At 72.1% G+C, this 19,514-nt stretch carries 18 protein-coding genes and 1 pseudogene; 6 read left to right on the top strand and 13 right to left on the bottom strand.

The genetic code is table 11. The features are described 5' to 3' along the window. Window positions 1-81 precede the first annotated feature (81 nt). A pseudogene (locus ACIA8D_RS28100) lies at window positions 82-331 on the bottom strand (hypothetical protein); the annotation flags it as partial. 241 nt (window positions 332-572) lie between these two features. On the opposite strand from ACIA8D_RS28100, the gene ACIA8D_RS28095 reads away from it, so the two are divergent. Further along, the gene (locus tag ACIA8D_RS28095; protein WP_399236557.1) at window positions 573-1,526 is read left to right on the top strand and encodes a YihY/virulence factor BrkB family protein; all 954 of its coding nucleotides are present in this window, start codon (window positions 573-575) and stop codon (window positions 1,524-1,526) included. A gap of 45 nt (window positions 1,527-1,571) precedes the next feature. Here ACIA8D_RS28095 and ACIA8D_RS28090 read toward each other — a convergent pair whose 3' ends face one another. The 4 genes from ACIA8D_RS28090 to ACIA8D_RS28075 are packed head-to-tail and all read right to left on the bottom strand — an operon-like array spanning window position 1,572 to window position 6,376. Further along, window positions 1,572-2,681 carry an XdhC family protein gene (locus tag ACIA8D_RS28090; protein WP_399236555.1) on the bottom strand — a complete coding sequence of 370 codons (1,110 nt, stop codon included), beginning with the start codon at window positions 2,679-2,681 and terminating at the stop codon, window positions 1,572-1,574. After that, window positions 2,674-4,803: a xanthine dehydrogenase family protein molybdopterin-binding subunit gene (locus ACIA8D_RS28085; RefSeq protein ID WP_399236553.1), complete on the bottom strand. Its 2,130-nt coding sequence runs from the start codon at window positions 4,801-4,803 to the stop codon at window positions 2,674-2,676. The genes ACIA8D_RS28090 and ACIA8D_RS28085 overlap by 8 nt, the downstream gene beginning before the upstream one ends. Next, window positions 4,800-5,792, bottom strand: coding sequence for an FAD binding domain-containing protein (locus tag ACIA8D_RS28080; RefSeq protein WP_399236551.1), 993 nt, complete (start codon window positions 5,790-5,792; stop codon window positions 4,800-4,802). Before ACIA8D_RS28080 ends, ACIA8D_RS28085 begins: the two co-directional genes overlap by 4 nt. Continuing rightward, complete coding sequence (locus tag ACIA8D_RS28075) at window positions 5,789-6,376, bottom strand: 2Fe-2S iron-sulfur cluster-binding protein (protein WP_399236549.1); 588 nt, start codon at window positions 6,374-6,376, stop codon at window positions 5,789-5,791. The genes ACIA8D_RS28080 and ACIA8D_RS28075 overlap by 4 nt, the downstream gene beginning before the upstream one ends. Before the next feature lie 213 nt (window positions 6,377-6,589). Between ACIA8D_RS28075 and ACIA8D_RS28070 the strand changes: the two genes are divergently transcribed. Then, the gene (locus ACIA8D_RS28070) at window positions 6,590-7,186 is read left to right on the top strand and encodes a TetR/AcrR family transcriptional regulator (protein WP_399236547.1); all 597 of its coding nucleotides are present in this window, start codon (window positions 6,590-6,592) and stop codon (window positions 7,184-7,186) included. Window positions 7,187-7,294: 108 nt separating this feature from the next. Here the strand turns inward: ACIA8D_RS28070 and ACIA8D_RS28065 are convergent, their stop codons facing one another. Next, window positions 7,295-8,068, bottom strand: a complete 774-nt coding sequence (locus ACIA8D_RS28065) for a LysR substrate-binding domain-containing protein (RefSeq protein WP_399236545.1) — start codon at window positions 8,066-8,068, stop codon at window positions 7,295-7,297. Window positions 8,069-8,127: 59 nt separating this feature from the next. Between ACIA8D_RS28065 and ACIA8D_RS28060 the strand changes: the two genes are divergently transcribed. Then, complete coding sequence (locus tag ACIA8D_RS28060) at window positions 8,128-8,532, top strand: DUF5997 family protein (RefSeq protein WP_399236543.1); 405 nt, start codon at window positions 8,128-8,130, stop codon at window positions 8,530-8,532. Between the two features lie 18 nt (window positions 8,533-8,550). Here the strand turns inward: ACIA8D_RS28060 and ACIA8D_RS28055 are convergent, their stop codons facing one another. Together ACIA8D_RS28055 and ACIA8D_RS28050 are read right to left on the bottom strand one after the other, a co-directional pair. Beyond that, window positions 8,551-9,771: an MFS transporter gene (locus ACIA8D_RS28055; protein WP_399236541.1), complete on the bottom strand. Its 1,221-nt coding sequence runs from the start codon at window positions 9,769-9,771 to the stop codon at window positions 8,551-8,553. Beyond that, window positions 9,768-10,349, bottom strand: coding sequence for a helix-turn-helix domain-containing protein (locus ACIA8D_RS28050; protein WP_399236539.1), 582 nt, complete (start codon window positions 10,347-10,349; stop codon window positions 9,768-9,770). The genes ACIA8D_RS28055 and ACIA8D_RS28050 overlap by 4 nt, the downstream gene beginning before the upstream one ends. On the opposite strand from ACIA8D_RS28050, the gene ACIA8D_RS28045 reads away from it, so the two are divergent. Then, window positions 10,348-10,869, top strand: coding sequence for a GNAT family N-acetyltransferase (locus tag ACIA8D_RS28045; RefSeq protein ID WP_399236538.1), 522 nt, complete (start codon window positions 10,348-10,350; stop codon window positions 10,867-10,869). The two genes, ACIA8D_RS28050 and ACIA8D_RS28045, sit on opposite strands and share 2 nt — an antisense overlap. 33 nt (window positions 10,870-10,902) lie before the next feature. On the opposite strand, the gene ACIA8D_RS28040 is transcribed toward ACIA8D_RS28045, so the two are convergent. After that, window positions 10,903-11,292 (bottom strand): ANTAR domain-containing protein, encoded by a 390-nt coding sequence (locus ACIA8D_RS28040; RefSeq protein WP_399236536.1) that lies wholly within the window; start codon window positions 11,290-11,292, stop codon window positions 10,903-10,905. A gap of 307 nt (window positions 11,293-11,599) precedes the next feature. Between ACIA8D_RS28040 and ACIA8D_RS28035 the strand changes: the two genes are divergently transcribed. After that, entirely contained in the window at window positions 11,600-12,556 is a 957-nt protein-coding gene (locus ACIA8D_RS28035) for a helix-turn-helix transcriptional regulator (RefSeq protein WP_399236534.1), read from the top strand. A 152-nt stretch (window positions 12,557-12,708) separates the two neighbouring features. Beyond that, window positions 12,709-15,072, top strand: a complete 2,364-nt coding sequence (locus ACIA8D_RS28030) for a phosphoketolase (RefSeq protein ID WP_399236532.1) — start codon at window positions 12,709-12,711, stop codon at window positions 15,070-15,072. A gap of 15 nt (window positions 15,073-15,087) precedes the next feature. Here the strand turns inward: ACIA8D_RS28030 and ACIA8D_RS28025 are convergent, their stop codons facing one another. Genes ACIA8D_RS28025 through ACIA8D_RS28010 form a run of 4 tightly spaced genes read right to left on the bottom strand, consistent with a single transcriptional unit; the run spans window position 15,088 to window position 19,438 of the window. Then, window positions 15,088-16,320 carry a Gfo/Idh/MocA family protein gene (locus tag ACIA8D_RS28025; RefSeq protein WP_399236530.1) on the bottom strand — a complete coding sequence of 411 codons (1,233 nt, stop codon included), beginning with the start codon at window positions 16,318-16,320 and terminating at the stop codon, window positions 15,088-15,090. 7 nt (window positions 16,321-16,327) lie between these two features. After that, a complete protein-coding gene (locus ACIA8D_RS28020) occupies window positions 16,328-17,161 on the bottom strand; it encodes a carbohydrate ABC transporter permease (RefSeq protein ID WP_399236529.1) in 834 nt (277 codons plus the stop codon). After that, complete coding sequence (locus ACIA8D_RS28015; protein WP_399236528.1) at window positions 17,154-18,143, bottom strand: carbohydrate ABC transporter permease; 990 nt, start codon at window positions 18,141-18,143, stop codon at window positions 17,154-17,156. Before ACIA8D_RS28015 ends, ACIA8D_RS28020 begins: the two co-directional genes overlap by 8 nt. After that, entirely contained in the window at window positions 18,143-19,438 is a 1,296-nt protein-coding gene (locus ACIA8D_RS28010) for an ABC transporter substrate-binding protein (RefSeq protein ID WP_399236526.1), read from the bottom strand. Before ACIA8D_RS28010 ends, ACIA8D_RS28015 begins: the two co-directional genes overlap by 1 nt. Window positions 19,439-19,514: the final 76 nt, after the last annotated feature.

The following is a 19,514-nucleotide window of genomic DNA, read 5'->3' as shown; positions in this document are numbered from 1 at the left end:
GAGGCGACGCGGAGCGTCGTCGACCGACGACAACGCCGCGAGCGTGCGTGCCAGGCCCCGCGAGCCCGGCCTGATCCAAACGACAAGCCCTAGGCGCGCCAGGTCGGCGCACGTCCCGTACGGGGTCGGGCTGGTGATCAGCGCTCCGCGCGCGTCCGGGTGGCGCTCGAAGGCCTCCTCGTACGCCTGCGTGGAAGGCGTCGCCGAGCACACGTCTGGCCTGCTCGTCGGCGCCGCGCGCCTGTTTGTGACCGGGGGGTGTGAAGGCGAGCCTGCCGTGCGAGTGGTAGGCCTCCACGGCTTCGAGAACGGGGGCGGAAGTGTGGTCCATGGGAGTCGGGCACCGGGTGTCGGGGCTGTTCATGCCGACTGTTCCTGCCGGTTCGTGGGGGGGGTGGGGAACGGATTCGGCCGCGCACCGGGACCCGATGCTTTGAGCAGTCCTTTCAAGGGAACTCGCCGGCCACGACCGAGAGCGCGTCCCGTCCGGAGGCCGCACTGGAGCGGGTCCGCGCCAGGGCCGCGCTTCCCCCGCCGGAGCGGGACATGAACGCACGAGCCGAGGGAGCGCCATGACGCACGAGGAACCTCGCGGGCGCGAGGAGCCGAAGGACCCCACGGACCTCCCGGCCCGCTCCTGGTGGGCCGTGCTGCGGCGTACCGGCAAGGAGGCGTTCGACGACGACCTGACCGACCGGGCGGCCGCGCTGACGTACTACGGCGTCCTCTCGATCTTCCCCGGGCTGCTCGTCCTGGTGTCCCTGCTCGGTGTGATCGGCGAGCGGGCCACGGAGGGCGTCCTGGACAATCTGCGCCACCTCACGCCCGGCCCGGTGCGCGACCTGCTCAACGACGCCGTCCAGCAGTTGCAGGACAGGGGCGGGGCGAGCGGGGTGGTCGCGGCGGTGAGCCTGCTGGCCGCCGTGTGGACGGCCTCCAGTTACATCGCCGCGTTCATCCGGACCGCGAACGCCGTCTACGACACGGAGGAGGGCCGCCCGATATGGAAGCTGGCGCCGCTGCGGCTCGCGCTGACCGTCGCGCTGATGGTGCTGCTCGCGGCGAGCGCGACCATCGTCGTGTTCACCGGCCCGCTGGCCAAGCGCGCGGGCGACGCGCTCGGGGCGGGCGACGCGGCGCTCACGACGTGGAACATCGCGAAGTGGCCGGTGCTGCTCGTCCTGATGGCCCTGATGGTGGCGCTGCTCTTCTGGCGCGCCCCCAACGTGCACGGCCCCGGCTTCCGCTGGCTGAGCCCCGGCAGCTTCCTCGCCGTCCTGCTGTGGCTGGCCGCCTCGGGCGGATTCGCGCTGTACGTGGCCGGGTTCGGCTCGTACAACAAGACGTACGGCACCCTGGCCGGCGTCATCATCTTCCTGGTCTGGCTGTGGCTGTCGAACCTGGCGCTCCTGCTCGGCCTCGAATTCGACGCGGAGCTGGCCCGGCAGCGCGCCATCAGCGGCGGACTTCCCGAGGGAGAGGAGCCGTACGTGGAGCCGCGGGACACCCGCACGATGCCTCCGTAGGCGCAGAGCGCACGGAGGCATCGCGCGGGAGTCCGCCCCGGGACGTCAGCCGTGGATCGCGCCCTCGCCGCCGCGCAGCGGCAGCCCGCTCCCGCCGCGCCGCGCCGCGACGATCTCCGCCCCGATCGACACGGCGGTCTCCTCCGGCGTGCGCCCGCCGATGTCGAGCCCTATCGGCGAGTGCAGGCGCGCCAACTCGGCACCTCCGAGCCCGACTTCGCGCAACTTCTCCATCCGGTCGTCGTGCGTGCGCCGCGAGCCCATCGCGCCGACGTAGGAGACGGGCAGCCGCAGCGCCACCTCCAGGAGCGGCACGTCGAACTTGGCGTCGTGCGTGAGGACGCACAGGACGGTGCGCTCGTCCGTCGCCGTCGAACGGAGGTAGCGGTCGGGCCACTCCACGACCACCTCGTCCGCCTCCGGGAAGCGGGTCGGCGTCGCGAAGACGCCGCGCGCGTCGCAGAGGGTGACGTGGAAGCCGAGCAGCTTGCCGACCTTGACCAGCGCGCCCGCGAAGTCCACCGCGCCGAACACGATCATCCGCGCGGGCGGCACGCTCGACTCGACGAACAGGGTGACGTCGCCGTCGCAGCGAGCCTTGCTCTCCGGCACCTCGCACAGCCCGGTACGGCCGAGGTCGAGGTAGGCGCGGGCCTGCGCCGCGAGCCCCGAGTCGTCGCCTGCCGTGAGGTGCCCCTCGGTCGAGCCGTCGGGGCGGATCATCAACAGGCCGCCGGTGGCGGCGAGTTCACCCGGTCCGTCGAGGATCCGGGCGAGCGCGACCGCCTCGCCGCGCGCCGCGACGGCGAGTGCCGCGACCACGGCCTGCCGGGACGGCGCGTCGAGCCGCACCGGTTCGACGTGCACCTCGACCTCGCCGCCGCAGGTCAGACCCACGGCGAAGGCGTCGTCGTCGCTGTACCCGAACCGCTCGCGGGCGGGCGTGCCGTCCGCGAGGGCCTGGACGCACAGTTCGTAGACGGCGCCTTCCACGCAGCCACCGGACACCGAGCCGATGACCTCGCCCGCCGCGTCGACGGCGAGGGCCGCGCCGGGCGGCCGGGGCGCGCTGCCGCTCACCGAGACGACGGTGGCGACAGCGAACTCCCGTCCCTGCGCGGCCCATTCGCTCAGTTCGGTCGCGAGATCAAGCATGGTCGCGCTGCGCCTCGGCGAGCAGGACCCGGTCGGGCCGCAGCGGCAGGTCGCGGTGGCGCACCCCGGTCGCGTGCCACACGGCGTTGCCGATCGCGGCGGCCGTGCCGACGATGCCGATCTCGCCGACGCCCTTGATGCCGACGGGGTCGTCCGGGTCGGTGTCGTCGACCCAGTGCGCCTCGACGACCGGCACGTCCGCGTTGGCGGCGACGTGGTAACCCGCGAAGTCGGCGCCGACGTGCCCGCCGTCCGCCGCGTCCCGCACGGCCTCCTCGTGCAGCGCCATGGAGATGCCCCACGTCATGCCGCCCACCAACTGGCTGCGCGCGGTCAGCGGGTTGATGATGCGGCCCGCGGAGAAGACGCCGAGCAGGCGCCGCACGCGGACCTCGCCGCTCGCCACGTCCACGGCGACCTCGGCGAACTGCGCGCCGTAGGAGTAGCGCTCCTTCTGCGCGAGGGCGCCGACCAGTTCGGTCGTGTCGGTGCGCACGGTGAGACCGTCTGCCGGGATGGCGGCGGTCGGGGTCACGCGCTCGCGCAGCTCCCGGCTCGCGGCCATCACGGCCCAGCCCCAGGAGCGGGTGCCCATCGAGCCGCCCGAGAGCCACGCCTGCCCGAAGTCGCTGTCGGCGATCCGCACCCGGACCAGGCCCTGGTCGACGCCGAGTTCGTCGGCGGCGATCTGGGTCAGCGCGGTGCGAGCTCCCGTACCGACGTCCGCCGCCGTGATCCGGACGGTGAACGTACCGTCGTGCTCGGCGGTGACGGACGCCGTCGACGGAGCGACACCGGACGGGAAGGAGCAAGCCGCAACGCCCGTGCCGAGCAGCCAGCGGCCCTCGCGGCGCACGCGCGGCCGCGGGTCGCGGCCCGCCCAGCCGAAGCGGCGCGCCCCCTCCTCGTAGCAGCCGAGCAGATTGCGGCTGCTGAACGGCAGCCCGGAGACCGGCCCCACCTCCGGCTCGTTGCGCACGCGCAGCTCGATCGGGTCCATGCCGAGCTTCTCGGCGAGCTCGTCGAGCGCCGACTCCACGGCGTACGAGCCGGGGGCCTCGCCGGGCGCCCGCACGAACCCCGGGGTCGGCAGGTCCACGGGCACCACACGGTTCACGGAGAGGTGCGCGTCGGACGCGTACATCACGCGGCCGTACCCGGCGCTCGCCTCGACGAACTCGCGGATGTTCGAGGTCAGCGACTGCGCGTCGTGCCCGAACGCGCGAAGCCGTCCGTCGGTGTCGGCGCCGAGGCGTACCCGCTGCGTGGTGGGGCTGCGGTAGGTGGTGAGCGCGAAGACCTGACGTCGCGTCATGGCCAGGCGGACGGGGCGCCGGAGCTCGGTGGCGGCCATCACGGCGGCGATGTGGTGCGAGGCCACGAGCTTGCCGCCGAAGGCGCCGCCGACGTGTTCCGAGCGGACGCGCACGGCGGACGGGTCGAGCGAGAAGGTCGCCGCGAGCTGGTCGGCAACCGCCTTGCTGCCCTGGTTGGCGTCGAACACCTCCAGGCGCCCCTCGTCCCAGCGCACGGTCACCGCGTGCGGCTCCATGGCCGTGTGGTGCGTCTCGGGCGTGGTGTACCGCTCGTCCACGACGGCGGCGGACGCGGCGAGTTCGGCCTCCAGGTCGCCCTTGACGGCCTCCGAGCCCTCGGGGGTGTAGGTGCCGGGGCGGTCGGCCTCGAAGGCGATGTCGTGCGGCTCGGTGTCGTACTCGACGACGAGCGCCTCGGCTGCCTCCCGCGCCTGCTCGGACGTCTCGGCGACGACGAGCGCGACGGGCCATCCCGCGTGCAGCACCTGGTCGTGCTGGAAGACGTGCAGGATGCCGTCGGGCGGACCCATCAGGGTGAGGTAATCGGTGTTGATCCGGGGCGCGTTGCCGTGGTGCATGACGGCCAGCACGCCGGGCATGGCGCGCACGGCCTCCTCGCCGACCGAACGGACCCGGCCGCGCGCCACGGTGGACAGCACGAGCCAGCCGTGCGCGAGGTCGGTGAACGGGAACTCGCCCGCGTACCGGGCGGCCCCCGTGACCTTCTCTCGCCCCTCGATCCGGCTGCGCCCGACACCCACCGAGTCCGATCGCGTCGTGCCGGCCGCTGTGGTGGTGGTCGTCATCGGGTGGCCTCCGAGGCGAGTTCGGTGAGCAGCGCAACGATCAGATTGCGCATCAGGGGCACCTTGTACGTGCTGTCGGGCAGCGGCTTCGCCGCGGCGAGCTCGGCGTCGGCCGCCGCCGCGAACGTCGCACCCTCGGCGGGCTGCCCGATCAGCGCCGCCTCGGCGGCACGGGCCCGCCACGGCCGCGAGGCGACCGCGCCGAGCGCGATCCGCGCGTCCCGTACGACGCCGTCCTGTACGTCGACGGCGGCGGCCACCGAGCCGACGGCGAAGGCGTACGAGGCGCGCTCGCGGACCTTGCGGTACGTCGAGTTCGCGGCCACGGGCGCGGGCGGCAGGGTGACCGCGGTGATGAGCGCACCGGCCGGTAGACCGGTCTCCAGGTGCGGGGTGTCACCGACGGGCCGGTAGAAATCGGCGAGCGCCAACTCGCCCTTGCCTTCCGCGGTTTCATACTCGACGACGGCGTCGAACGCGGCGAGCGCGACACCCATGTCGGACGGGTGCACTGCGACGCAGTGCTCGCTCGCGCCGAGGATGGCGTGATTGCGGTGCTCGCCCTCGACGGCCGGGCAACCGCTGCCGGGCTCCCGCTTGTTGCACGGCTTGCTGACGTCGGTGAAGTAGCCGCAGCGGGTGCGCTGCAGCAGATTCCCGCCGACGGTGGCCATGTTGCGCAGCTGCCCGGAGGCCCCGGCGAGCACGGCCTGAGCCAACGCCGGGTAACGGAACCGCACTTCGGGATGGGCGGCGAGATCACTGTTGGTGACGGTGGCTCCGATGCGCAGCCCGCCCTCGTCGGTCACCTCGACGCTGTCGAGCGGCAGTTCCCGTACGTCGACGAGGCGCGCGGGGCGCTCCACGCCGATCTTCATCAGGTCGACGAGGTTGGTGCCACCGCCGAGGAAGCGCGCCTCGGGGTCGGCACCCAGCACCGCCACCGCGCCCGCCACGTCGGAGGCCCGCTCGTATCCGAACTCCCTCACGCCACGGTCTCCTTCGCGTCGTCGGCGGCGTGCGCGGCCGCGTGGGCGACCGCCTGGACGATCGACACGTACGCGCCGCAGCGGCACAGGTTTCCGCTCATCCGTTCCCTGATCTCCTCCGGGGTCAGCGGCTGCGGGGCGGCCCCGGGCCGCACGTCGCCGGTGGCCGCGGACGGCCAGCCCGCGGCGTGCTCCTCGATGACGGCGATGGCCGAACAGATCTGGCCGGGCGTGCAGTAGCCGCACTGGTACCCGTCGAGCTCGACGAACGCCTCCTGGACCGGGTGCAGTTCACCGTCCGGGCCCGCGACGCCCTCGATGGTGGTGATCTCCCGGTCCTCGGCGGCGACCGCGAGCTGCAGACAGGCGACGGTCCTGCGCCCGTCGACCAGCACCGTGCAGGCGCCGCACTGCCCCTGGTCGCAGCCCTTCTTCGTGCCGGTCATGTCGAGCCGCTCGCGCAGGGCGTCGAGCAGCGTGGTGCGGTGGTCGACGGGCAGAGTGTGCTTCTCCCCGTTGATGTTCAAGGTGACGACGCTGGACGTAGCGGACACGGTCGTGCCGCCGCTGTCAGCTGGGGGCATGGGTGCAGCCTTCTTTCGCGTGTCTGATGCGTGGAGAATCGGCGCTGTACTCAAAGTGGGTGGCGGACCGGACGTGGGTGCGGCCGGGGCCGGTACCCACTAGGGTGTTGACCCTAACCGGACAGCTGTCCGTTCTACGGGACACGAACGTAGTGGACAACTGTCCGCCCAGCAAGGACTATTCCCCGCCACGGCAGAAAGAGGAGAACTCGCGTGGGGCACTCGAAGAAGTCGGCCGCGCTGCGCTCGGACGCACAGCGCAATCGCGACCGCATCCTCGAGGTGGCCCTGGCCGAGTTGACGCGCTCCGCGGACACGCCGTTGAGCACGATCGCGAAGAAGGCGGGCGTCGGGCAGGGCACGTTCTACCGCAATTTCCCCAGCCGTGAGGCGCTCGTCCTCGAGGTGTACCGCTACGAGGTGGAGCAGGTCGCCGACGCGGCCTGCGAGTTGCTGTGCGGACGGCCGCCGGAGGTGGCCCTGCGGGAGTGGATGGACCGCCTCGCGCAGTACGCGATGGCCAAGGCGGGCCTCGCGGACGCGCTCCGCGAGGCGACGAGCGCGCGCGGCACGATGAAGCAGCTCGCGCACGGCCCGCTGACCGAGGCGGTGTCCCGTCTCCTGGACGCGAACGAGAAGGCGGGCACGATCCGCCCCGGCGTCACCCCGGACGACTTCATGCTGGCCATCGCCGGCCTGTGGCTGATCGACCCACGGGGCGACTGGCAGGACCGGGCGGGCCGCCTGCTGGACCTGGTGATGGCGGGCTTGCGCTCGGGCGCACCCAATCGTTCAGGCCCGAGCACTTAAAGCCCTTGCGGCGGATCGAGCATTTCAAGCCCTTGCGGCGATTGAGCAGCGGGGCCCGAGGCGGAGCCCCGCGACCGGCGGACGGTCGACCGCACCAGTCCCGGTGACTCAGGACCGCTTCCGCTTACCCGGCTTATTGGCACTCCGCTTCGACTGCGGCCGCCCGTCCTGCCGGATGCGCCCCGGCTTCACGAACTTCTTCCCCGCCGGCTGCTTCTTCTTCTCGGACGCCTTCTTCTCGGGCTCAGCCTGCGCACGCCCCCGCGAACTGTTCACCGTCCGCCCGCGCACGATGCCGATGAAGTCCTCGACCTGATCCGTGGTCCGCTCCTGGGGCCAGGCGAGCGCCACGCTCGACTCCGGAGCATCGGTGACCGTGCGGTACGTGAGGTCCTTGCGGTGGTGCAGCCGGGCCAGCGACATCGGGACGACGAGCAGGCCCACGCCCGCCGCGACCAGCTCGATGGCGTCGGCCGTGGTGGCCGGGCGCTCGAAGGCGGGCTGCCCGGGCGGCCGCTCCCAGCCGAGCACGTCGTCGAGCGGATGCTGCACGATCTCGTCGGCGAGGTCGGCGAGGCTGACCTCGTCCGCGGCGGTCACGACGTGGTCCTTGGGGACCACGACCACGGTCTTCTCGGTGTAGAGCGGGATCGCGCTGAAGTACTCGCCGTCGACGGGCGGCCGCACCAGGCCCGCGTCGGCGTCCCCGCGGCGCAGCACGTCGGCCACCTCGGCCGCGGTCACCTGCACGAGGTCGAGCGGCACGCCGGGCAGTCGCTCGCGCCAGATCCGCACCCACTTGGCGGGGGTGGCCCCGGGAACGTAGGCCAGCCGGAAGCCGGGGCCTGGGGTCTGTTCGGGGGTTTCTTGCGTGCCGGTCACGGGGGCAAGGCTACCCGCCGTGGTCGGCGGGCCCCGTCACGCTCGATACCCTTGACCTCATGAGTTCGCACCAGAGCACCCAGACCATGAAGCCCGCAACCGCGGCGAAGAAGCTGGGTGTGTACCTCGAGGCCACGCCCGCCGAGTTCCAGGAGGGCGTCGTCTCGCGCGCCGAGCTGACCGCGCTGCAGGCGGAGCCGCCGCAGTGGCTCGTCGACCTGCGCGCGAACGGTCCGCACCCGCGCCCCGTGGTGGCGCAGAAGCTGGGCGTCTCCATCTCGGGCCTGGCCCGCGGCGGCGTCACGGAGGCGCTGACCACGGAGCAGATCGAGGCCATCAAGGCCGAGAACCCGGAGTGGCTGCAGGCGGAGCGGGCCACGCAGGCGGATGTCCGCAAGGAGAACGTCCGGGTGAAGAAGCTGCACGCGGAGCAGGCGGAGAAGCGGGCGCGGCGCGACGCGTGACCGGGTGGGCGGTTCGGGTCACCGTTCGGCCTGCGCCCCACCGCACGGGGCTCCGCCCCGGACCCCGCGCCTCAATCGCCGGCGAGGGTTGATTGTGCCCACCGTCACCCCCGCCGCGACCAGCGCCGCGCACACTGCGCCGCTCGCCGCCGTCCAGCCGCCCCACGACACAAGCGGCGCCGCCACCCCCGCGCCGAGGGCGCCCGACAGGAAGTACAGGAGCAGGTAGACGCCGCTGAGGCTGCCGCTGTGGCGGGGGTCGATGGACATGACGCGGGTCTGGTTGGCGGCCTGTGCCGTGAAGCAGCCCGCGTCGACCAGCGCGAGGCCCGCGGCCGTCACCACGGGCCGGGCGAGCCCCGTGCACAGCAGCGCCGCACCGGCGGCCGCCACCGCCATGCTCCCGGCGATCACCGCGCGCGGCGAGTAGCGGTCCCCAAGGCGCCCGGCCACGGGCAACGCCGCGAACCCGAGCGCCCCGGCCAGGCTGTACAGGCCGATGGCCGCCGCGTCGAGGCCGTACGGCGGCTGCGCAAGCCGCACCGTGAGCGCGACCCAGACGAGGCTGAAGGCCAGGTACCAGAGGCTGCCGCTGAACACCGCGAGCCGCAGCGCGCGGTGTCGGCGCAGCAGGCCGGGCAGCGCGGCGAGCGTGCCGAGGTATCCGCCGTCGGCGCCGCCCTCGGGCCGCTCCCCCGGCAGCCGCGTCCACGCCGCCGCCCCGCACACCACCACGAGCCCCGCGAACGCAAGCAGCATTCCCCGCCAGCCGAGCGCGTCGGCCAGCGCCCCGCCGACGAGCCGGCTGAGCAGGATTCCGGCCGACATGCCCGCCGCGACGCCCGCGACGGCCGCCCCGCGCCGCTCCCCCGGCACCCCGCGCCCCGCGATGGTGGAGGCCATCGCGCTGACGCTCGCGCCCGCGCCCACCATCACGTACGCGAGGAGCAGCAGGCCGAGGCCGGGGGCGCGGGAGGCGAGCAGCAGCCCGGCCGTGAGCAGCGTGAGCTGGCCCGCGACGAGGCGCCGGGGCGCCGCGCGGTCCGCGAGCGGCAGGAGGAAGGCGAATCCGGCGATGCATCCGGCGAGCGCGGCGGTCGTGACCAGGCCGACGGCGGCGGCCGACGAACCGGTGTCGCGGGCCACGTCGCCGAGCGCCGGCTGGATCGCGTAGTTGTTGGAGAGCGCCACTCCGGCGGTGCAGGACAGCACCACGACGCCCCCGCGCGGCAGCCTCACGGGGCCTCGCCGCGTACGAGCACCACGGCGTAACGGCAGTCCCGTTCCGTGGAGTTGGCGAAGACGCAGGCCGTGGGCGGGCCCAGTTCGACCGTGTCGCCCGGGTCGAGTTCGTGCACCGCGTCGCCCTCGTGGAAGGTCAGATGTCCTTCGAGCACCCAGATGATCTGGCGGTGGAACGCGAACGCCGCGGCCGGGTAGGGGACCTCGGCCCCGGCCGGCAGCCGGATCTCGGCCACCTCCGCGGGGAAGCCCGGTCCCGACACCTGCCGCCGCGCGTATCCCGTCTCCGGGTCCTGCCAGCGCGGCGCCGCCTGCGCGCGCCGCACCCGTTCCTCGACCGACGCGGGGTCCGGCTCCGGGTCGAGCAGCGTCGCCACGCTCAGCCGGAACGCCGCCGACAGCTTGCCGAGGATCACGGCGCTCGGGCTGCTCTCGCCGCGCTCGATCCGGTGGATCATCGCCCGCGACACCCCGGACTCCTCGGCCAGCTCCGCCAGGGTCCAATGACGCCGGTCCCGCTCCGCGCGGATCCGGGCACCGATGCGCTCCACCAGGGGGTCTACGATATTGGACATGGTTCTACGATACGAGACGCCGGCCCCGGCGGTGAAGGTCCGCCCGGCCCACGAGGACGACCTGGACGCCGTCCTCGCCATCCGCAACCACGCCATCGAGCACGGCACCGCGCTGTGGACGGACACTCCGCAGTCCCGCGAGGAGGGCGCCGCCTGGCTGGGCGGGCATCTGGAGCGCGGTTCGGCCCAGGTGGCCGAGATCGGCGGCGAGGTCGTGGGGTTCGGTGTCTACGGGCCCTGGAAGGCGTACTCGGGCTTCCGGCACACCGTGGAGAACTCGGTGTACGTCACCGGGGGCCACCAGGGGGCCGGCATCGGGTCCGCCCTGCTGACCGCGCTCGTCGACTCCGCCACCGCCGACGGCCTGCACGTCATGATCGCCGGAATCGAGTCGGGCAACGCGGCCTCGATCCGCCTGCACGAACGGCACGGATTCGAGCACGCCGGCACGGTGCGCGAGGTGGGCACCAAGTTCGGCCGGTGGCTCGATCTGACCCTCATGCGGCGGCAGTTGAGCTGACCGGCCGCGGTCACCGCCTTCGCACGCCGGCCTTCACTCGCCGGCCTGCTCCGGCGACGGGGACTGGGACGGAGACGACGACGGCGGCCGCAGCGAGGCGTAGCGCACCATGGCCCGCTGCAACTCCTCCCGCTCGTCGTCCGGCAGGAGACCTCCCTGGGCGAAGTCCAGGAGGTGCTCGGCCACCAGATTCAGCTTGACGTTGGCGCGCTGCGACACGTCGCGCAGCACGCGCCACGCGTCCTCGGGCGGGATCCTGCCGAGCACGACGACCACGCCGATGGCCTGGTCCACCAGGGCGTGCGAGGTCACGGCCTGCTTGAGCTGGGCCACCTCCGTATGCAGCCGTTCGTGTTCCTTGGCGAGGTCGGTGGCCGACAGCAGAGCGAGCGGCCGCGTCGAGGACAGCATGAAGAAGGCCATGGGGCCACCAGTGGGGGAAGCGGGAGCGGGCAGGGCGTTCACCTTTCTCAGACTTCGACGGGAGCACCGGTTCGGCGCTCTCGACCCGTAGCCGCCACGGTACTTGGGCGAGGACGGTGTCGACACCTTGATGCTCGGGCCTGCCCCACGAAGGCCGCAGTCCCCACAGCGAAGTGTCCGGCGAGGTCCATCCGGAAAACGAAACGCGGCACACGCACGCACCCGCAGGTACGCGGCATGGCAGCCGCCGCGCCGCCGGTCGTAGGCTGACCGCACCGGGCATGTGTCAGTGGGGAGCGCGGCACACATGAGCACACTGCATTTCGACAGCAGCGACATCGGGGTCACCGAGGATTTCCTCAGTCGTCACTATGCGCGGATGCGCATCGGTAACGGCACGCCCGAGTCCAGCAGGACGCGGATCCGGCGCGAGTGGCTGCCGGGCGTGACCGTCGACGAACTCGACCTCGATTTCGACATGCGCTACGAGGTGACGCCGCTTCAGAAGATCTGTCTGTGCCTCGTCCACGAGGGCACCATCCAGGATCACGCCTTCGGCGATGTCGAGGACAACTTCGGACCGGGCGACATGGTCTCCTTCGCCCCTCCCGAACTGCCCTACGAGGGGCGGATCTGCGGCGCCCGGTACAACATCACCATGCTCGACCCCGGCCTCCTGAACCAGGTCGCCACCTCCGCGCCTGGAGCGGCGCCGGGACCGGTGCGGCTCACCGGCCACCGGCCCGTCTCCGCCGCCGCGGCCGACCACCTGAAGCGGACCATCGTGCACGTGCGCGACCACGTGCTGGCCGACCCCGCGATCGCCACCGAGCCGCTGATCGCCTCGACGGCCGCCCAGTACCTGGCGGCGAGCGTCCTCGGCGCCTTCCCCAGCACGGCGCTCGCCCGGCCGACGGGGACGGACCGGCACGACGCCCACTCCGCGACCCTGCGGCGCGCCGTCGCCCACATCGAGGAGCACGCCCACGAGCCGCTCACCGTCGGTGAGATCGCCGCGGCCGCGCATGTCACCGTGCGGGCGCTGCAGTACGCGTTCCGGCGACATCTGGACACCACGCCGCTGGCCCATCTGCGCCGGGTGCGCCTGGCACACGCGCACGCCGAGCTGCTGGCCGCCGACCCGGCGGACGCGACGGTCACCGGCATCGCCGCGCGCTGGGGCTTCCACCACACCGGGCGCTTCGCGGCGCTGTACCGGGACGCGTACGGCCGCACCCCGTTCCGGACGCTGAGCGGCGACTGAGGGCGGCCGCACCGGCTGGGCCCGCCCCGCTCCCCTCGGGCGGCCCGGCGCCGGGATTGGCACGATGGCCACAAGGGCTCTTCGTGCGCGGCCGGGCCGGGCGGCAGACTGGCGGCGCCGAGCACACCGCTGCCGCCACTGAGGGAGCTGCCATGGCGAAGGATCTTTCCAAGCACCAGGCCGCCGCGCTCGACGCGCACTGGCGTGCCGCCAACTATCTCGCGGCCGGCCAGATCTATCTCCTCGACAACCCACTGCTCACCGAGCCGCTCACGCCCGACCACATCAAGCCGCGTCTGCTCGGCCACTGGGGCACCTCCCCCGGCCTCAACCTCGTGCACACGCACCTCAATCGCGTCATCAAGGAGCGCGACCTCGACGCCCTGTGCGTCTGGGGTCCCGGCCACGGCGGGCCCGCCGTGCTCGCGAACTCCTGGCTGGAAGGGACGTATTCGGCGACCTATCCGGACGTCACGCGGGACGCCGCCGGCATGGGACGGCTGTTCAAGCAGTTCTCCTTCCCCGGCGGGGTGCCGAGCCATGTCGCGCCCGAAACCCCCGGGTCCATCCACGAGGGCGGCGAACTCGGCTACTCCCTCGCGCACGCCTACGGCGCCGCCCTCGACAATCCCGGTCTGCTCGTCGCCTGTGTCATCGGCGACGGCGAGGCGGAGACCGGGCCGCTCGCGACCTCCTGGCACGCGAACAAGTTCCTCGACCCGGTGCACGACGGGGCGGTCCTGCCGATCCTGCACCTCAACGGCTACAAGATCGCCAACCCCACCGTGCTCGCCCGCATCCCCGACGCCGAGCTCGACGAGCTCCTTCGCGGATACGGGCACGAGCCCCTGCACGTGTCCGGCGACGACCCGTTGCGCGTCCACCGCGATCTGGCCCGCACCATGGACCAGGCCCTCGACCGCATCGCCCGGATCCAGCGCGAGGCCCGGGAAGGGAGGACGACCGAGCCGGCCCGCTGGCCGATGATCGTGCTGCGCACGCCGAAGGGCTGGACGGGGCCCGCGAGCGTGGACGACGAACCCGTCGAGGGCACGTGGCGCTCCCACCAGGTGCCGCTGCCCGGTGTCCGCGAGAACCCGGACCACCTGCGGCAGTTGGAGGCGTGGCTGCGCTCCTACCACCCCGAGGAGCTCTTCGACGCCGAGGGCCGCCCCACCGAGCAGGTCCTCTCGTACGTGCCCGAGGGCACCCGGCGCCTCGGTGGCACGCCGCATGCCAACGGCGGGCTGCTCACCCGCGAGCTGCCGCTCCCCCCGCTGGAGCGCTTCGCCGTGCCCGTCGACAAGCCGGGCACCGCGCTCCACGAGCCCACCCGGGTGCTCGGCGACCTGCTGGCCCAAGTCATGAGGGACACCGCGGACCGCCGCGACTTCCGCATCGTCGGCCCCGACGAGACGGCGTCCAACCGGCTCCAGGCCGTCTACGACGCCACCGGCAAGGCCTGGCAGGCGGGCACGCTCCCCACGGACGAGCACCTGGCGCACAACGGCCGCGTGATGGAGGTGCTGTCCGAGCACCTCTGCCAGGGCTGGCTGGAGGGCTACAACCTCACCGGCAGGCACGGCCTGTTCTCCTGCTACGAGGCGTTCGTGCACATCGTCGACTCGATGGTGAACCAGCACATCAAGTGGCTGAAGACCTCGCGGGAGCTGTCGTGGCGGGCCCCGCTGCCCTCCCTCAACTACCTGCTGACCTCGCACGTCTGGCGCCAGGACCACAACGGCTTCTCGCACCAGGACCCCGGCTTCGTCGACCACGTCCTGAACAAGAGCCCCGACGTCGTACGGGTCTATCTGCCGCCGGACGCCAACACCTTGCTGTCGGTGGCCGAGCACGTGCTGCACAGTCGCGATTACGTCAATGTCGTGGTGGCCGGGAAGCAGCCGTGCTTCGACTGGCTGTCCCTGGACCAGGCCCGTGCGCACTGCGCGCGCGGCGCCGGGGTGTGGGAGTGGGCCGGCACCGAGGACGGCAGCCGCGAGCCGGACGTCGTCCTCGCGTGCGCCGGTGACGTGCCGACGCAGGAAGTCCTCGCCGCGGCGGGCCTGTTGCGCACCCAGCTGCCGGAGCTCGCGGTGCGGGTCGTCAACGTCGTCGACATGACACGCCTGCTGCCCCAGGGCGAACACCCGCACGGCATGCCGGACTTCGAGTACGACGCGCTGTTCACGGCCGACAAGCCGGTGATCTTCGCGTACCACGGCTACCCGTGGCTGATCCACCGGCTCGCCTACCGCCGCACGGGCCATGCCCACCTGCACGTACGCGGCTACAAGGAGTCGGGCACCACGACCACGCCGTTCGACATGGTCGTGCGCAACGATCTCGACCGGTACCGGCTCGTCATGGACGTCATCGACCGGGTGCCGGGGCTCGGTGTGCGCGCCACGGCGGTGCGCCAGACGATGGCCGACGCGCGCACCCGGCACCACGCATGGATCCGCGAGCACGGCACGGATCTTCCGGAGGTCGCGAACTGGTCGTGGACGGGGTGAGGGGTTCCAGGGCCCTCAGCTCTGGCCGCTCGTGAACCAGTCGGCGAGTTCCGGTGCGACGCGCTCCACCGTCACCGGCTGCCCGTCCGCCCGCAGCGACTCGGTGGCCGCGACGCCCGCGGCCACCGCCTCGCGGGCGGCGACGGGGCTGGTGTCGGTGGCGCCGCCCTCGCGCACGAAGCGCAGGAACTCGGCGACGAGCAGCGGGTCGGAGCCGCCGTGCCCGCCCTCGCCGGGCGAGGGCATCGGGACGACGAGGTCGGCGTCGGCGCGGTAGCCGCTGCGGTGCTTCCAGACGCGGACCTCGGCGGTGTCGCCGTGGTCGCCGAAGTTCTCCAGGCGGCCCTCGGTGCCGATGACCGTGTAGTTGCGCCAGTAGTCGGGCGTGTAGTGGCACTGCTGGTAGCTGGCGTGGATGCCGCCTTCGAGGCGCATCACCATCATGGAGAGGTCCTCGACGTCCACGACCGGGTTGAGGCCGGTGAGGGACAGCGGGGGCCAGTTGTTCTCGGGGTCGTACCAGTCGGGCATGGTGGCGCCGGGCGCCTGCCCCGAGCGGTCGGCGATGTCGCCGTAGACGGTGAGCCCGCCGAGCGCGCTGACCCGCTCGGTGTACGCCCCGGCGAGCCAGTGGATGACGTCGAGGTCGTGGGCGCCCTTCTGGAGGAGCAGTCCTGTGGTGTTGCGGCGGTCGGCGTGCCAGTCCTTGAAGTAGAAGTCGCCGCCGTGCCCGACGAAGTGCCGGCACCACACGGCCTTGACCTCGCCGATCTCGCCGCGCTCGATGAGTTCGCGCATCACGCGGACGACCGGCATGTGCCGCATGTTGTGGCCCACGTAGAGGCGGGAGCCCGAGGTACGGGCGGCCTCCAGGACGCGGTCGCAGCCCTCGGTGGTGATGGCGAGGGGCTTCTCGACGAAGACGGCGACCCCGGCTTCGAGGAGGTCGACGGCGAGTTCCTCGTGGGTGTGGTCCGGGGTGATGACGAAGACGGCGTCGAGGTCCTCGGCGTCGAGCATGGCCCGGTGGCTCTCGTGGGTGTGCACGTCGTCGCCGAACCACTCGCGGGCCCGGTCGAACATGCCGGGAGCGGTGTCGGCGACGGCCACCACGGCGGAGCCCTCACCGGGGCGGTGCGCCTCGCGGGCGACGGTGGCGCGCAGGCCGAGCCCGATGACACCGAGGCGCAGGTCGCGGGTGGGCGTGGGGGTGTGCTGCGGCTCGTCCGTACGGAGTTCGGTGGTCATGCGTGGTTCAGCCCTTCATGCCGGAGAAAGCGATGCCCTGGATGAACTGGCGCTGCATCGCGACGAACACCACGATCACCGGGAGCGTGGCGAGCAGGGACCCCGCCATCAGCACCGGGTACTCGGTGAGGTGGGCGCCCTGGAGCGAGGCGAGGCCCGCCGACAGCGGCATCTTGGCCGGGTCGGTGTTGACGATCAGCGGCCACATCAGGTCGTTCCAGGACCACAGGAACGTGAGGATGCCGAGCGCGAGCAGGCCGGGGCGGGCCAGCGGCAGCGCGATGCGCCAGAAGACGGTGAACGGGTTGGCGCCGTCGAGGCGGGCCGCCTCCTCCACCTCCTCGGGAAGCCCCATGAAGAACTGGCGCAGCAGGAAGGTGCCGAACGCGGAGAACATGCCGGGGACGACGAGCGCTTGCATCGAGTCGAGCCAGCCGAGGCTCTGCATGATCTGGTACTGCGGCAGCAGGAAGAGCTGCCCCGGCACCATCAGGACGGCGAGGAACCCGAGGAAGATCGGCCCGCGGCCGGGGAAGCGGATCCGGGCGAAGGCGTACGCGGCCATCGAGCAGAGCAGGAGCTGCGCGGCGGTCCGCAGCAGCGCCATGACCAGGGTGTTCACGAACTGCTGCCCGAACGGGACGCCGTCGAAGACCTTCGCGTAGTTCGAGAAGTCCCAGTGCGCGGGCAGGATCGTCGGCGGTACGCGCACGGACTCGCCGAAGCTCTTGAAGGAGGTCAGCAGCTCCCACAGCAGCGGGAACACGGTGACCACGGCGCCGAGCACGAGCAGGACGTGGGCGGGCCAGATCCGCCCCTGGCGCATGTCCGTCTTACGCATAGTGGACCCACTTCTTCTGGAGCCTGAACTGGACGGCGGTCAGCGCCATGATGAGGACGAACAGCACGCTCACGATCGCGGCGCCGTAGCCGCGCTGGTTGTCGAAGAACGCCTTCTGGAAGAAGAGCATCACCACGGTCTGCCCCTCGCCGTAGGCGGGGTTCTGAAGCGCGTTCTGCGTGTTGGCGCCCAGGATCAGATAGACGAGGTCGAAGACCTGGAGCGACTGGATCACCGAGAGCACGGTGGTGAAGAACAGCGTGGGGCTCAGCAGCGGCAGGGTGACCGAGAAGAACTGCCGCAGGCGGCCCGCGCCGTCGAGGGCGGCGGCCTCGTAGTAGTCGCCGGGGATGGACTGCAACCCGGCGAGCAGCAGGATCATGTTGTACCCGACGGTCATCCACACGCCGACGACGGCGACCGCGATCCGGATGGTGCCGGGGTCGGAGACCCAGTGGGTGCCGTCGATGCCGACCGTGGACAGCGCGTGGTTGAGGATGCCGGCGTCGCCGTTGTAGAGCCAGCGCCACACGACGGCGACCGCGGCGGGCATCGTGACGACCGGCAGGAAGTACAGGGTGCGGTAGATGCCGGTGCCGCGCAGCCCCTTCAGGTTGAGCAGGACGGCGATCACCATCGACAGCGGGATGCCGAGGAGGACGAGTCCGGTGTAGACGGCGGTGTTGCCGAGGGACTGCCAGAACTCCGGGTCGCCCACGAGCGTGCGGTAGTTGGCGATCCCGATCCAGGTCGTCCCGCCGAAGGGGCCCCATTCGGTGAGGCTGTAGTACAGCGTCTGCACCACGGGCCACAGGTAGAAGACGGCGAGACCGAGCCCGGCCGGGGCGATGAGGGCGTATCCCCACCACTTGTCGCGGTGCGCGAACTTGCGCTCACGGCGCCGCAGCGCCTTCTGGTCCAGGGGCTCCTGGTGACTTCGCTGCGCGGGTACGGCGGCTTTCGCCTGCGTGTCGACGCTCATCAGGCCTGGCCCTTCCTCTCCTGCGCGAGCAGCTGGTTCATGGCGTCCGCGAGCGAGTCGGTGGCGGATTCGAGGCTCTCGACTCCGGCCCACGCCTTGGCGAGCCACATCTGTTCCTTGTGCTGCCAGGCGGCGCTGTTGGCGGAGCTGGGATAGAGCACCGCGTCGTCGAGCGCGTCCAGGTGCGCCTGGAGGTTGAAGTGCGGCATGCCCGCGGCCCACGGCCGCGCGGTGCCGTTGCGGGCGGGGATCGCGGTGCCGTACTTGCCCTGGAGCAGGGAGATGCGTTCGGTGCCGAGGAACCGGACGAAGTCGCGGGCGAGTTCGGGGTGCGGAGTGCGGGCGTAGACGACGTTGGCGAGGCCGTGCAGCACGGTGGCGCGGTGCTTCCCCTTGGGCATCGGCGCGACGTCGACCTTGGCCCGCAGCTCGCGGTCGGCGTAGAAGGTCGCGGCGTTGTAGGACGCCTCGTAGGTCATGGCCAGCGTGCCCGACTGGAACATCTGGGTGGGATCGGTGTCGGCCATCTGCTGGAGAGTGGGCGAGGAGCGGTAGCGGTGGATGAGGTCGATCCACAGCCGCAGCCCTTCGCGGGTCCGCTCGTCGGCGTACCCGGATTCCCGCTTGTCTTCGGAGATGACCCGACCACCGGCCTGGGGGATGGAGTTGTAGTAGTTCTCCTGCGCGCGGACGGGCGCCCCCACCCCGTAGATCCCGCGCCCCCGGTCGGTGAGCCGCTGGGAGTGCTCGATGAGGTCCTGCCAGGTCCAACTGGCGTCCGGATAGGGCACCTTGGCCCGGTCGAAGAGTTCCTTGTTGTACCAGAGGGCGACGGTGTCGAAGTCCTTCGGAGCGCCGTACTGGGTGCCCTTCCAGCGGTACAGGGAGACGAGGTCGTCCGGGAAGTCGCCGGTGCGCAGCACGGCGTCGTCGCCGTCGGTGTCCAGCGGGAGCAGCTGACCGGCGTCGGCGTACATGCCGAAGTTCGGCCCGTTCATCCAGAACACGTCGGGCGCGGAGCCACCGGTGCAGGCGGTGCGCAGCTTGGTCCAGTACGTCCCGTTGGGGGTCAGCTGGACGTCGACGCTCACGCCCGGCCGCGAGCGCTCGAAGGCCCGGGCCGCGCGCTGCATGGCGGGCAGTTGATAGACGTCCCAGACGCCGTACGTGAGGTGGCCGCGCCGTGAGCCGCCGCCCGCGGCCGGGGCGTTCGACGAGGAGGGGCCGCAGCCGGACGCGAGCGGCGCCGCCGCGAGTGTCGTGGCGGCCGCGGCGAGGAGAGAGCGCCTGCGCACAGGGAGCCTTCCTGGTGAAGGGTCGACCGGAATGCAAGGACGCTATTTGCTCGAAGTTGACGGGTCAAGGCTTGTT

This window comes from Streptomyces sp. NPDC051684 (genome assembly GCF_044453445.1).
Taxonomy (GTDB): domain Bacteria; phylum Actinomycetota; class Actinomycetes; order Streptomycetales; family Streptomycetaceae; genus Streptomyces.
This window is presented reverse-complemented; position numbering and strand designations above follow the sequence as displayed.